This is a genomic window from Rhizohabitans arisaemae, from assembly GCF_025996515.1.
GTDB lineage: Bacteria > Actinomycetota > Actinomycetes > Streptosporangiales > Streptosporangiaceae > Rhizohabitans > Rhizohabitans arisaemae.
The window spans coordinates 1521046-1535063 of record NZ_BLRH01000060.1 but is presented as its reverse complement, the minus strand read 5'-3'; the positions used below and the strand labels follow the sequence as shown (position 1 = coordinate 1535063).

Annotated in this window: 13 protein-coding genes; 4 read left to right on the top strand and 9 right to left on the bottom strand. The window is 69.7% G+C overall.

What is annotated here, in order from left to right:
• Position 1 precedes the first annotated feature (1 nt).
• The 5 genes from RUR_RS35555 to RUR_RS35535 all read right to left on the bottom strand — a co-directional run bounded on the left by RUR_RS35555 (position 2) and on the right by RUR_RS35535 (position 6404).
• Positions 2-454 carry a DUF4446 family protein gene (locus tag RUR_RS35555; protein WP_283139621.1) on the bottom strand — a complete coding sequence of 151 codons (453 nt, stop codon included), beginning with the start codon at positions 452-454 and terminating at the stop codon, positions 2-4.
• Positions 455-471: 17 nt separating this feature from the next.
• Positions 472-1740, bottom strand: coding sequence for a glycosyltransferase 87 family protein (locus RUR_RS35550; protein ID WP_283139620.1), 1269 nt, complete (start codon positions 1738-1740; stop codon positions 472-474).
• A gap of 2020 nt (positions 1741-3760) precedes the next feature.
• Positions 3761-5218, bottom strand: a complete 1458-nt coding sequence (mptB, locus tag RUR_RS35545) for a polyprenol phosphomannose-dependent alpha 1,6 mannosyltransferase MptB (RefSeq protein ID WP_283139619.1) — start codon at positions 5216-5218, stop codon at positions 3761-3763.
• Entirely contained in the window at positions 5218-5958 is a 741-nt protein-coding gene (locus RUR_RS35540; RefSeq protein WP_283139618.1) for a glycosyltransferase, read from the bottom strand. The genes mptB and RUR_RS35540 overlap by 1 nt, the downstream gene beginning before the upstream one ends.
• Positions 5959-6059: 101 nt before the next feature.
• Positions 6060-6404, bottom strand: a complete 345-nt coding sequence (locus RUR_RS35535) for an STAS domain-containing protein (protein ID WP_283139617.1) — start codon at positions 6402-6404, stop codon at positions 6060-6062.
• Positions 6405-6615: 211 nt separating this feature from the next.
• Here RUR_RS35535 and RUR_RS35530 point away from each other — a divergent pair, with 211 nt between their 5' ends.
• On the top strand, positions 6616-7044 hold the full coding sequence (locus RUR_RS35530) for a hypothetical protein (protein WP_283139616.1): 429 nt from the start codon (positions 6616-6618) through the stop codon (positions 7042-7044).
• Between the two features lies 1 nt (position 7045).
• On the opposite strand, the gene RUR_RS35525 is transcribed toward RUR_RS35530, so the two are convergent.
• Both RUR_RS35525 and RUR_RS35520 read right to left on the bottom strand, forming a co-directional pair.
• Positions 7046-8179, bottom strand: a complete 1134-nt coding sequence (locus RUR_RS35525; protein ID WP_283139615.1) for a sensor histidine kinase — start codon at positions 8177-8179, stop codon at positions 7046-7048.
• A complete protein-coding gene (locus RUR_RS35520) occupies positions 8176-8886 on the bottom strand; it encodes a response regulator transcription factor (protein WP_283139614.1) in 711 nt (236 codons plus the stop codon). The genes RUR_RS35525 and RUR_RS35520 overlap by 4 nt, the downstream gene beginning before the upstream one ends.
• 196 nt (positions 8887-9082) lie before the next feature.
• Between RUR_RS35520 and RUR_RS35515 the strand changes: the two genes are divergently transcribed.
• Complete coding sequence (locus RUR_RS35515; RefSeq protein ID WP_283139613.1) at positions 9083-9250, top strand: hypothetical protein; 168 nt, start codon at positions 9083-9085, stop codon at positions 9248-9250.
• Positions 9251-9594: 344 nt separating this feature from the next.
• Positions 9595-10845: an arginine deiminase gene (locus RUR_RS35510; protein WP_283139612.1), complete on the top strand. Its 1251-nt coding sequence runs from the start codon at positions 9595-9597 to the stop codon at positions 10843-10845.
• Here the strand turns inward: RUR_RS35510 and RUR_RS35505 are convergent.
• Entirely contained in the window at positions 10842-11330 is a 489-nt protein-coding gene (locus RUR_RS35505) for an ATP-binding protein (RefSeq protein ID WP_283139611.1), read from the bottom strand. The genes RUR_RS35510 and RUR_RS35505 overlap by 4 nt on opposite strands.
• A 184-nt stretch (positions 11331-11514) precedes the next feature.
• On the bottom strand, positions 11515-13386 hold the full coding sequence (locus RUR_RS35500; RefSeq protein WP_283139610.1) for a sensor histidine kinase: 1872 nt from the start codon (positions 13384-13386) through the stop codon (positions 11515-11517).
• Between the two features lie 61 nt (positions 13387-13447).
• On the opposite strand from RUR_RS35500, the gene RUR_RS35495 reads away from it, so the two are divergent.
• Positions 13448-14017: a methylated-DNA--[protein]-cysteine S-methyltransferase gene (locus tag RUR_RS35495; RefSeq protein WP_283139609.1), complete on the top strand. Its 570-nt coding sequence runs from the start codon at positions 13448-13450 to the stop codon at positions 14015-14017.
• Position 14018: the final 1 nt, after the last annotated feature.

Genomic DNA, 14018 nt, shown 5'->3' with positions numbered 1-14018 from the left:
CTCAGCGCGCCCCTTCGCCGCGTGTCCGCAGACTCCCGGGCCTGCCCGGCTCGACGTCCGGCCCGAGCCCGAGCCGCGCGGCCCGTACCGCCTGCTCCTCCTCGGGGGAGAGCGGCTGGACGCCCCGGCCTCCCCGGATCGGGCGCACATAGGTCCGGGTCTCGGATCGACCGTTGATGGAGGTGAGCGCGATCCCGTCGCCCAGACTGTTGATCAGCGCCACGGAGAAGGAGAGCCGCCCGGACATCTCCTCCAGCGCGTCGTACCGGTAGACGGCGACGTCCCGGATCGCCCGTGGATCGACTCCGGCTCCGCGGGTCGACGCCGCCTGGCGTGCCATCAGGTCCAGGCACTCCCGGACGACACCCCGTGCCCGCCGGCAGGCGTAGGCCCCCAGGCAGATGCCGAGGACCCCGGTGACGAGCCCCGCGACAGCCGTGAATGTGAGCAGCACACCACAAAGAGTAACGACTACGTCAAGTGATTGCTTGAGTACCGTTTAGGGAGCCAATATCCAAGGACCCAGACGAGCGCCACCGCGCCCAAACCGAAGGCGTTCTGCACGATACGACCGGCCACCGGGCTCAGCGCCGTGATCTCGGCTGCCCGAAGCGACACCCCCCACCAGGGGATGGTCAGCGTGTAATAGAGCCAGACACCCCCGGCGACCAGAAGACGGACCCGGTCCCGGCCGCTGCCGACCAGCGCTCCGAGGACGACGACGATCCAGGCGAAGTGGTGAATCCAGGAGACCGGGGAGAGCAGCAGAGCCATGAGCCCGGTGAGCGCCACCCCGGTGACCTCGCCCCAGCTCGGCGGCGCCCCCGGGGACAGCAGGCCGCCCGGGGCCGGGGTGGTCCCGATCAGCGCGACCCGGCGTGCGGCGCGGAAGCCGTACCAGGCCACGACGGCGACGAGCGTCAGCCACAGGACGGTGGTGAGCAGATCCGGCAGGTAGACGCGGAGCAGCATCCCGCGCATCGACTGGTTTGTCGTGGCTTTGTTGGATCCGAGGCGCTCCGAGTCGAGCAAGGCGTCGAACCAGAAGGTCGCGGCATCCCCGGGAATGATGAGAAAGGGGATGATCGTCAGGATCGCCGCGGTGGACGTCGCGACGATCGCCGCCCGGCGCCGTCCCGTCATCCAGAGATAGATCAGGAAAACGCCGGGAGTGAGTTTGATCGCGGTGGCGAGGCCGATGAGCACCCCGCGCGGCCACCGAGACCGTCCTCCAGGGCGTTCGCGGATGGCGCAATCCGCCAGGCAGAGCGCCACCAGCAGGATGTCCACCTGCCCGAACCTGGTCTGATCCCGCATCGGCATCAGATAGGCCGTCACCACCACCACGGCCGCCAGCATCAGCGGCGCCCACCGGCCCACCCGGTCCAGCAGCGGACGGAACGCGAAGTACACCGTGACGGCCAGCGCCAGATAGATCCCCGCCACCCACACCCACTGCGCCGTCGGCCAGGACATCCACGCGAGCGGGGCGGCGAGCAGCGCGGAGATCGGCGGATAGGTGAACGGCAACAGCTGCGGCGCCGGTGTGATGAAGTCGTAGACTGCTCTACCGGAGAGCACGGCCTCGCCGCCCGCCCGGTAGACCTCGAGATCGACCAGTCGTTGATCTCCGGGGTTGGTCAGCCAGTAGTGGACCAGCGGCGCCAGGGCGACGACGACCAGCAGCAGGGCGGGGACCCACATCCGGACCGCAAGGAAGGCCCTCTCCGTCGAACGCACGCCGCCAACGCTACCGGTGCCGGGGACACACCCGGCGCGGGTCAAGGAGGGACCACGGTGACCGGCCGACATCGCATACTCGCCGCGGCCTTGGTCGGCGTCCTCCTCAGCCTGATCCCCGGCACGGCGCAGGCGACCGGCTCCCACGCGCCCACCGGCAAGGTGGCGATCATCGGCGTCCCCGGCCTGCTCTGGAGCGACGTCTCGCCATCGTGGACCCCGAACCTGTGGCGGCTCGTCGGCACGAGCGCGGCGGCCTCGATGTCCACCCGGGCGATCCCCCCGCCCGGCACCGGGGTCACCTGCCCCGCCGCGGGCTGGCTCACCCTCTCCGCCGGCCAGCGGGCCGGCACCCCCGCATCGGCGTGCGCACCGCCCCCGGTCCCCGCGCGGACGACGGTCCCCGGTTTCGACGCGCTGGCGGCCTACAACCTGACCACGGGATACGACGCGGGGATCGGACTGCTCGGGCAGGCCGTCCGGGACGCCGGCGGCACCACCGCCGCGGTCGGCCCCGGCGCCGCGCTCGGCGTCGCCGACCGCCGCGGCACGGTCGACGCCTACTTCGAAAGCCCGTCCCCCGAACTCTCCCAGCACACGCTGGTGGCAGTGGAGATCGACGATCTCACCCGGATCCCGGCCGGGGCGGACCGCGCCGTCGCCGCGCGCGAGGCCGACCGGCGCCTGGGTTCGGCCCTTCCGCTCCTGGCGCCCGGAACCGTGACCCTGCTCGGCGGGATCGCCGACGACGGGGACCTCGCCCACCTGCACGTCGCGATCGCGGGCGGACCGCCGTACCCGGCGGGATTCATGTCCTCCGCCTCCACCAGGCAGGACGCCCTGGTAACCCTGCCGGACCTCACCGCCACCGCGCTCCACGCCCTCGGCCTGACCGCCCCCAAGGGCGTGGTGGGGCGCCCGTGGCAGGCCGTCGGCGGTGCGGAGTCCACGGCCGCCACCGTCGACCGGCTCGCCCAAGCCGACCTGGCCAGCCAGGTCACCCGACAGGTCCGCCAGCCCTTCTTCATCTCGTTCGTCGCGCTGCAGGTGCTGATCTACCTGCTGGCGGGGATCGCCCTGCGCAGGCGCTGGGGAGGCGACGGAACGCGCGACCGGGTCCTGGGCGCCACCCGAGTCGTCGGCGTGGCCAGCGGGGCGATCGCCGTGTCCACCTTCCTCGCCCAGCTCATCCCCTGGTGGAGCGGACCGCGGCCCATGCTCGGGCTGGTCGGGGCGATCGTGGCCGTGGCCGCGGCCATCACCGCCGCCGCCTACGCGGGTCCCTGGCGCCGGCACGTCCTCGGCCCTCTCACCGTCGTGGCGGCGACGACTTTCCTCGCCCTCGGCCTCGACGTGCTCACCGGCTCCCACCTCCAGGTGAACGCCGTCGCCGGCTACGAGCCGGTCACCGGGGGCCGGTTCTACGGCTTCAGCAACATCGCCTGGGCCGCCTTCGTGACCGGAGGCACCCTGATGCTCGCCTGGCCGGTCCAGGCGCTGCTGGACCGGGGCCGCCGACGGCTCGCGGCCACGCTGGTCGGCGTCACCGGAGGCGTAGGGCTTGTGATCACCGGATGGCCCTCGTGGGGGGCCGACTTCGGCGGCACGATCGCCTGGGTCCCGGGTTTCGCGGTGTTCGTCCTGATGCTGCTGGGGCTGAGGCCGTCCTGGCCGCGCATGGTCGCCTTCTGCGCCGCCGGAGTCGCCCTCATCGGCGCGATCGCCTGGCTGGACTGGCTCCGGCCCGCCGACCGGCGTACCCACCTCGGGGTGTTCTTCGAGCAGGTCCTGGACGGCGGCGCCTGGTCGGTCGTCACCCGCAAGGGACTGGCGATGCTCCGCACCCTGGGCACCTGGGAGCTGACCATCCTCGCCGTCACCGCCCTCGTCTTCCTCTACCTCGTCCTGATGCGCCCCGCCTCGTGGCGCGCCCCGGCCCTCGGCCTGGCCTACGAGCTCACACCTGCCTTACGGCCTGCGCTGTTCAGCGCGTTGACCTGCGCACTCGTCGGATTCGCCGTCAACGACTCGGGTGTGGCGATCCCGGCGATGGCGCTGAGCGTCGCGGTTCCGCTGGCGCTGACGGCCTCCGTGCGCGCGCTCCGGCTCGCACCGCCCACAGGATCAGGCCGATCAGCAGCGCCGTCAGCAGCAGCGGTACCACCTGGGACCTGACCACCGTCACCAGCCAGGCCAGGTCGGCCGGCTGATCCGCCTGCCGGGCCGGAAGATAGGCGAAGGAGAGCACGGCCAGGCGGGCGACGACGAAGGCGTCCAGCGCCGACCACGGCACCAGGGCGAGCAGGGCCAGAGCCAGCCCGTCGTACCAGGGCAAGGCGTAGGGCGCCGCAAACAGCCAGGCCACGATCAGGGCCACCGCCACCCGCGCGGCCACACCGTCCGGATAGGGGGCGGGCATCGCCCGCAGCAGCAGCGCCGCGAGTACGGCCAGGAGCGCGAACGAGCCGATCTGCACCCAGGTCCTCGGCATCGCCCAGCCCAGCAGCGGATCGTTGGCCACCAGGTGCCACGGCGTCGCCTTGGAGACGCTCTTGCTCGCCGCCCCCACCTGGTCGAGCACGTACGGGCCGGCCAGAGCGTACAACCCGGCCACGGTCACCGCCGCCGCCACGGCGACCGTCAGCAGGCGGCGGGGCGCACGCCGTAGCTCCCAGGCAGGTCCGAGGGAGACCAGCCCCACCGGAAGCTTCACCGCCATCCCCAACCCGATCATGACGCCCGAGCCGATCAGACTCCGGCCGAGCAGGGCCAGCGCGGCGACCGCGAACACGACCGCGAGGGTGTCCACGTGCATCCCGGCCACGAGGTGGTAGATCAGCAGCGGGTTGAGCGTCCACAGCAGCGCCGCCCTGCGCTGCCGGTCCGGATCGCCCGCCGCCATCCGGTGCAGCAGCAGCCCGGTGCCGGTGAACGCGATGGCGTTGACGACGGCGAGGACGAAGACCGTGAGCCTGACCGAGTCTGAGCCGACCAGCGCGGCGAGCCCGTGGAGACCGGTCGCCACCGGCCCGTACACACTCGTGACCGTGCCCCACTCCTCGACCGCGCCGACCACCGGATCCCCCGGCAGCTGAGCCGGGGACGTCGCATAGGGGTCGTGGCCCAGCACGAGCAGCCTGCCGTACGCGGCGTAGTTGAGGTGGTCCGAGGAGCCCATCGGGGGGAGGAAGGCGAGCAAGGCGGCCACGGACGCCCCGAGCAGCAGCAGGCGGCGTGGATCCGGGGCCCAGCCGCGCCGTACCGCCGAAAGGCCTGCGCCGAGTCCGGCGGTCCCGGCCGCAAGGATCACCGCGGCAAGGGCGACGACGAGGTGCCCCGAGGGCGCCAGGCCGAGCGAGTACGGCGGTTGCCCGGCCGGGCCGGGCAACGGTGGCACCATCGCCGACGGGCCGAGCAGCGGAATCAGCACGGTCAGGCCGAGACTCACGGCGAGGCCGCCGCGGGCGAGCCAGGACATCACCGGGGAGGACGGAGGGTTTCCAGCCCTCTGCGCACGACGGGCTCCCTGGCCGCGAGCGCTCTCGCCACGTCCTTGAACTGCTTCGCCCGATGCATCTGGGCCTTGAGGTCGTTGCCGGTGGCGCGATGCGCGAGCGGCACCTCGACCTCGACGACGCGGAAACCGGCCCGGAGCAGGTCGATGGTGAGCCCCGTCTCCACCCCGAACCCCGCGGCCAGTGGGCGGGCCGCCTCGAAGGCGGGCCTGGTGAGGCAGCGCTGTCCGTTGAGGGGCTGGGCGGCGGTGAAACCGGTTATCCGATGGATGCCGTCCCGCGCGAGCTTGACGACGAAGCCGTGCCCCCCGAGCTTGACGCGGTTGGCGGGGAAGACCGCGATGGACATGTCCGCGTCCCCGGCGCGGACGGGCTCGATCAGCGGACCGGCGTCCTTGGCGGTCTCGGTGAGATCGGCGTCGAGAAAGAGGAGATGCCGAGGGTGCTCACGGCCCTCGTCCAGGAGCCCCACCGCCTCCGCGCCGGTCTCCATGGCGGCGGCCTTGCCCTGGTTTCTGCTGTGCCGCACCACGCGCGCACCGGCCGCCCGGGCCGCGTCGCCGGTGCCGTCGGACGAGCCGTCGTCGACGACCACGACGAGGTCGACACCCGGCAGGGTGCGGGCGGCCCTGACTGTGGCGGCGATGCGAGCCGCCTCGTCCTTGGCCGGGATGATGACGGCGGTGTCGCCTGCGGACTCCATATCCACCGATGGTAGTGCGGCCCGGACGGCCTGTGGGCTAGCCCGGCCGTTCCGGTGGCCGCCGAACCGGCGGGGTGAGCCCGCAGACCTCGGTCATCGGGTTATCCGGCCGGTTCGGCGAACTCGGCGGGGATCGAGTCGTGCACGGTGAACACCGAATCCAGGCCGGTCACCTGCAGGATCTTGCGCACCGCGGGACGCGGCGCGGCCACCTCCAGCGCCCCTCCGCGTTCCCGGAGACGCTTGAGCGCCGACAGCAGCACGTTCATCCCGGTGGAGTCACAGAACTCCACATCAGACATATCTATGACAACCCGTTCTGGATCATCGGCAAGGAGCCGGGCGAACTCGGCCTGTAGCCGCGGCGCGGTGTACAGATCGATTTCCCCGGCGACGGCGATGATGGCGTTGCCCGCGTGAGATCGCGTCGAGACCTTGAGCTCCACGCGGGCACATTATCGCCGTCACGCCCCCTCGGTCACGTTCTCCGGCCATCCAAACCCATTCCTTGGAAATCCCGGATTGCTTTGACGACCATGTCCACCGTTTCAGCCACGCCGGAACCCGGAGTGCGCAAAGCTTTACCGTGTGCGACACCACCCGGCCGCGGACGGGGGTCCCGGTTCCATCGCTTCGCAGGGGAGGGGCGGGAGAACGATGGACGTTGATCGATTCGAGGATCCGCAGCGCACGAGATTACGTGAGCGTCTGGAGGCGATCCTCACCCAGACCGAGAAATCCACCTCGTGGCGCGCGGCGACGCGTCCACTCCACGGCCTCATCAACCGTGATGGCTTCGTCCCTATTCGCACCAGGCTCGCCAGAGAAGACCTGATATTTCTGGCGGGGGCGCGGGAGGAGCTCATGGGCTTCGCCGATCTGGGGCTCCGCCTCCTCGACCTCCACCAGCCGCGGGACGCCGGGGGGACCGCAGGCGACACGGCCCACCCCATCCTGCGCTGCCGGAGCTGCATGTGGCGCTGGCCGTGCCCGACCTTCCGCGCGATCGCCGAGACCTTCGTCTCGCCTCAGGAGGAGAGCGAGACGACGGGCTGGCTCGACGCCCCCGACGACCTGGCCGGCTAGCTCACACGGAGAGCGGCAGGCGGATCATGAATCGGCATCCGGGCCCGGTGTTGCAGACCCCGATCGCCCCCATGTGCGCCTCGACGATCCCCCGGGCGATGGCGAGGCCGAGCCCTGCCCCGCCGTCCGGTCCGGGTGTCCGGGCGGCCGAGCCCCGGAAGGCCACCTCGAAGACGCGCGGCAGATCGTCCTCGGGGATCCCGCCGCACGCGTCGGACACCGAAACGCAGGCCATCCCGTCGACCACCCCGGCCTGCACCGAGACCGAGCCGTCCGCGGGAGTGTGCCGGATCGCGTTGACGACCAGGTTGCGCAGCGCCCGGCCGACCTCACCCGAGTCCACCTCGACCGGGAGCATGCCCTGGGACGCGCCGTGGAGCCGTACCCCCTTGGCCCGGGCCAGCGCCTCCACCCCGGCCAGGGTGTCGGCGACCAGGTCGTCGAGGCCGATGCGGTGCCGGGACAGGCTCAGCGCCCCGGCGTTGATCCGGGAGAGCTCGAACAGGTCGTCGACCATCTGGGTCAGCCGCCCGGCTTCCAGGCGGATCTGCCCGTAATACCGCTGGACCGTCGCCGGGTCGTCGATGATCCCGTCTTCGAGGGCCTCGGCCATCGCCCGGAGCCCGGCGAGCGGGGTCCGCAGGTCGTGACTGACCCAGGCGACGAGCTCCCGCCGACTGGCGTCCAGGGCACGCTCGCGCTCGCGTGCCTCCCTGAGACTCTCATGGGCCTCTTCCAGAGCCTTGGAGATCGTGGCCAGCTCGGTCGGCATGCGGCCCTCCGGAGGAGTGAATTGCCCGAACATGGGCACGATCTGAACGGCCTTGAGCAGGCGGCGGCTGTCGGCCACCACCCGCCGGGCCAGCAGCAGCGCGACGCCGAACCCCACCATTCCGCCCACGGCCACGACCGTCAGGACGACGCTCCGGTCGTGCGGGTTGATCAACATCTTGAACGTGGTGGCGACGACACCCCCGAGTGTGGCGGCCACCGTCACCGCGGCGACGACGGCGAGCATCGCGCCCACGGACCGGTCCCTGATCACCCACATGAGCGCCAGGCCGGCGGCCGCGATGACGAGCCCGGTCCCTCCGGTGATCGCGGCGATCTCCAGCAGGTCCGCGATCGGAATCACGGGACTTCCTCCCCTGGTTCGTAGCGGTATCCGACGCCCCAGACGGTGACGATGCGCCTGGGCGCCGTCGGGTCGTCCTCGATCTTCTCCCGGAGCCTCCGCACGTGCACGGTGACCGTGGAGGAGTCGCCGAACGACCACCCCCACACCTGTTCGAGAAGCGCCGTACGGCTGAACGCCTGGCGAGGGTTGCGCATGAGAAAGGCCAGCAGGTCGAACTCGCGTGCGGTCAGGGCGACCTCCTCCCCGCGCAGGCGTACCTCGTGGGCGCCCACGTCGACGAGGAGGTTGCGGTCGCGGAGCACGCCGGTGCCGGCGGTCACCAGGGCTCCCCGGGCCCTCCTCAGCACCGACTGCACCCGCAGGGCGAGCTCACGGGGGCTGAACGGCTTGGTCACGTAGTCGTCCGCGCCCGTCTCCAGGCCGACCACCCGGTCGATCTCATCGCCGAGCGCGGTCAGCATGATCACCGGAACCGGCCAGCGCTCCCGGAGCTTCCGGCAGATCTGCAGGCCGTCCACGCCGGGGAGCATGAGGTCGAGAACGAGGAGATCGGGAGGGTTCGCGAGGGCGCGATGGAGGGCCTCCGCCCCGTCCCCGACGCACTCGACCTGATGGCCGTCGCGTTCGAGATATCGGGCCACGACATCTGCGACGGTGGGGTCGTCATCGACGACGAGGATCCGTGCGGTGGGGTTACTGCTCACTGAGTTTCGCTCCTTCGACGCCAACCACATCATCACGATATGACCGGGTCGCCGGATCGGCGGATCCTGTCAGCACTCCGTAAGGCCGAATCGATGATTCACGTGAAACATCACGAATAGCTAACATCCGGTAAGTATCCGATTACCGACCCCGCGAGCGCCACACCGACCGCACTCCGCGCGTACCGTGGATTCCATGATTCGAGCAATCTTGACGATATTGGGAGTCGTCCTCGCGGCGTACGTCGGCTTCCTCCTGGTCAGCGCACTCGTCGGCATATTGAAGTACATGCTGATCGTGGGCCTCATCGCTCTCGTCGTCGTCGGTGTGGTGACAATGGTGGGCAAGTTCTCCAAGACCTGACCATGGCGCCGACCTTGAGCGCTCCACCGGCCGATTCCGTTCCGTTCCGGGCCCGGCCTCGATCGTCGCGGTGACCGCCTAGCCCGCGGTCACCGCGCACCCCGACGTCGCGGGGTGCCCTCCGCCCGCCCGAAGCCGCGTGAGCCGTACCCGTGGGCGATGCCCGATCCCATTGCGCGGGATCGACTGGAAACCGGCAAAACCCTCCAGATTTGCCACCTCCGCCGTGGGCATCAACTGGAGTACGGCCCGACCTGTCCACAACCGACAGGCGACCCACCTGCCATCGTGACGGTATGAGTTCGACATACTTCTCTCAGTGGTCGAAGTCTTCAGGAGGAGCAGTGCGCGAGGCGACCGACGATCAGCTCTCACTCCAGGACGATCCGGCATGGGAGCACGGCGCGAACAGCGAGGTCGGCCGTCTCCGCACCGTATTGCTGCACCGTCCCGGCGCCGAGTTGAAACGCCTCACCCCCCGCAACAACGACAAACTCCTCTTCGACGGCATCCCCTGGGTGGGGCGGGCCCAGGAAGAGCACGACGCGTTCGCCTCGGTGCTCCGGGATCACGGGGTCGAGGTTCTGTACCTGACCGAGCTCCTCCAGGAGGCCCTCGAATTCGGCGAAGCGCGCAATGAGATCATCGATCAGGTGGTCGACGACCGCAGGCTCGGCGACCGGCTCAGGCAGATCACCCGGGCCTACCTGAACGACCTGCCCCCAGAGGACCTGACCCAGGCGCTCGTCGCCGGTCTCGCCCACGAGGAGCTGAAGATCGGCCGAGGACTCGTCTACGAGTTGATGAACCGGCACGACTTCGTGATCGATCCCCTGCCCAACCTGCTGTTCACCCGGGACTCCAGCGTCTGGATCGGTGATCACGTCGCGGTGACCAGCCTGGCGATGCCCGCCCGGGTCCGGGAGGCCGAGCTCACTCGGCTGATCTACACCCACCATCCGCGCTTCCAGGGTGTCCACCGGCTCTACGACCCCGCGCTGGAGCATGTGGAGGGAGGCGACGTGCTCCTGCTCGCCCCGGGTGTCGCCGCGGTCGGCACCGGCGAGCGCACCACCCCCGCGGGTGTCGAGCGGCTGGCCCGCCGGCTCTTCGACGCCCCGCGAAGCGGACACCCGGTCCAGACCGTGCTCGCCATCCCGATCGCCCAGCAGCGGGCGACGATGCACCTGGACACCGTGTGCACGATGGTCGACGTGGACACCGTGGTGATGTATCCGGCCGTCGCCTACTCACTCACCGCCTACACCGTGACCGTCGGCCCCGACGACGAACTACGCGTGTCCCGGGCCCGGCCGTTCCTGGAGGCCGCCGCGCAGGCCATGGGGATCGATCGGTTGAAGGTGATCGACACCGGGCTGGATCCGGTCACCGCCGAACGGGAGCAGTGGGACGACGGCAACAACACGCTCGCGGTGGCGCCTCGCCTCGCGATCGCCTACGAACGCAACATCGAGACGAACAGCCGGCTTGAGGCCGCGGGGATCGAGGTGCTCCGGATAGCGGGGAGCGAACTGGGCAGCGGCCGGGGCGGACCCCGGTGCATGTCCTGCCCGATCTATCGAGAGGCGCTCTAGTCGGGTATCCCGTACGGCACATGCGCCTCGGACGACACACGCTCCCGCAGGTCACCGATTTCGGGCTGTGCCATATCCCCGTTAGGGCTCGGGTAGGGAGCGTTGACGACGGCCCAGACCGTGGTGGTCACCCCGTCGTGCATGACGCCCCATCGGTCCGCGAGGTGCTCGACGATGCCGAGGCCCCGGCCGCCCAGCGAGGACAGTGTCGGTCGTCCCGCCCTCGGCTCGGTCGACGCCCCGCCGTCGCTCACCGAGACCTCGACCCGTCCGTCGGCCCACTGCCAGGCGACTTTTACCTGGCCGGAGGGGAGAGGGCGGGCGTGCCTCAGCGCGTTGCTCAACAATTCGCTCACCACGAGCACGGCGTCGTCCACCGCTGTGGCGAAGACCCCCCAGGCGTGCAGGTCGGCACTTAGGCGTTGGCGTGCGACGGCGACGCTGGACGGCGCATGGGGTAGCAATACGACGCTCGACGCACTCACCTCCCCCGCAGGTTTGTGAAACCTGTGGACCTTGTCACTGTTTCTGCTGAGGACCCAGGCCCCAGTACGACCGAAATGCCCCGTTGCAAAGACACGGAAACCGCTCTGTACTTACCGACCACGAAGCTTGGCCAACAGCTTGCCCTGTCGTTACCGCCTCGTTACCCGGCTTCGTCTACACGATTCACGATCTTGGAAGGACGAATTTCATTCGTGCCCCTCCACTATCCCGGGCACGGGCGATCACGTCACCCCCTTGAGCCCTTGCCAAACTTCGAACAATGTAAAGTCCGAGCCCGACGCCGCCAAAGCGCCGCCTGTCACCGGCTTCTCCTTGTACAAAACGCTCAAAAATCCGCTCATAGTCGCCCGGGGCGATCCCGATGCCCTCATCCTCGACGAGGACCACTATTTGATCTCGCTCCGCCAAGGCCCGGACCCTGATGACCCCTCCCTGCGGCGAGTACTTGAACGCGTTTTCAAGTAACTGACCCAGAATGGTGTCCGTCGCCAGCGGATCACCGAGGGCGAATGGTAGATCATCCGGAATATCCACCTCGATCGTATGGCGCTCCGACAGCGCGGGCAGGCCCATTGTCACGATCTTGATTACCCGCGCCATGTCGAAGGACTCGATCGTCACCGGCAGCTCGTTCGCGCCCAGCTGCGCCCCGAGCAGCAGATGCTCGACCAGCTGGGCGAGCGACTGGGCCCGGTCCGCGATCGCCTGTACGGCCGTACGGCGCTCGTCGTCGGCGAGCTCGTCCCACCGCCGCGCCAGCGTGCTCGCGAAGCCCCGCACCACCGTGATGGGCGTCCGCAGCTCGTGGCTGGTCGTGGCCAGGAAGAGATCCTTGGCCTCCTCCAGCTCCTTGGCCCGGGTGACGTCGCGGAAGTCGACCACGATCTCACCCGTCTCCGCGATCTCCGCGCTCATCACGTCGAGCCAGAGCCCCGACTCCAGATGGTGGGTGAGCTTCTCCTTGGGCGCCGGAAGCGGGAAGGGAGGCGGCCGGCCGATGACATCCGACGCCGCGACATCGGTGAGTTTGTGCGCCGCCGGGTTCCACTGGGTGACCTTGCCCCGCCCGTCCAGCACCGCGATGCCGTCGGCGCTCGCGTCGAAGACCGCCCGCTCGTGGGCGCGCTGGCGGACGGCGTCTTGGAACGCCATCGCGTTGGAGACCGCGATACCCGCGTGTCCGGCGAGCAGTTCAAGCAGCTCAAGCTCCACATGGCTCGCTCTCCGCTTGGAGAAGAGCGCGTACAGGGCGCCGTACGGGCGTCCGCCCACCGCCGCGATACCCAGCGCGATCGTGTGCAGACCGGGCAACTGCGACCAGATCAGCTCGTCGAGCCGGCCGTCCTCCCCGGTCTCCAGCATGACGGCCTTCCCCGTGCTCAGCAGCTTGCCCACCAGGCTCGTCCGCAGATCCGCGGTGGCCCCCCGCAGGGATTCGGGCATCTGATGCGCGCTGACCAGCCGGAGCCTGTCCCCTTCGATGATGACGAAACCACCGGCGTCGGCGCCGGTCAGATCGGTGAGGCTCGCCGCGATCCGGTCGAGCACGGCCGGCAGCTCAAGCTCGGCGTTGATGTCGCCCACCACGTCGGTGAGCCGTTTGACCAGGCGGATTCGCTCGGCCATGTAGCCACGGGCGGCTTCGTCGGTCTCTGCGACCTGGTACGCGGCGACCCAGCCGAGGAGGGCCCCTCTGGCCCCGTGCAGCGCGCTGATGTCGGCCCGGACGTCCAGCAGGCGCCCGTCCTTGTGGAAGCGCTTGGTCCGCAGCGAGACGCTGCCCCCGATCCGGACCCGCTCCAGGACGGCGTTGTGCTCGGCCATGAGCTCACCCGGGATGATCGGCGCCCTCCTGGACAGGACCTCCTCGGCGGTCCAGCCGAACAGCCGCTCCGCCGCGGGGTTCCAGCTGAGGACCGTCAGGTCTCGATCCATGGCGACGAGAGCGTTGGCCGCACTCTCCACCAGGGCTCGCTCGATGCCTTCGTCCCCTGCGGCAGGGCCGGCATCCCGCCGACGGTCCACACCGCCCATGGTGCCCCTTTCCTCCGCCGATCTTGATGTATTTCCGGGAAACCATGAGAGGGTGTATCGCATGTCCACCGGTGACCTGGAAGCCCTTCTGCGCGTGACCGCGCCGGGATACCAGGGCGAGTCGCCGCCGGACATCGCGTTCGACACCACCGACACCCCCGTGGGGCGCCTGGTGATGGCGGTGACGTCCCGTGGGGTTGTGGCGTGCAGTTTTGAGGACGAGCACACGATTTTCGCACGGATCAGCCGAGAGGTAGGCCGGTTCATCGGTCCCGATCCCAGTCGTGTCGATCCGCTGCGCCGAGAGCTGGATGCCTACTTCGCCGGTCGGCTGAAAACCTTCTCTTTCCCTGTGGATCCACGTCTGACGTCCCAGTTCGGCCGCGCTGTACTGCAAGCACTGGCCACAGTGCCGTACGGCTCAGTAGCGACTTATGAGGAAATAGCAGCACGCATTGGAAGGCCACAGGCGTTACGTGCCGTCAGCAACGCCTTTGCCTCCAACCCGGTCTGCATCGTAGTTCCTTGCCACCGGGTCATCGAGACCGGGGGTGGCCTTGGCGGCTACGCGGGCGGTGCGGCCGCCAAGGAGCACCTGCTTCGGTTGGAGGGGGGTTACCCGATTCGGTGAG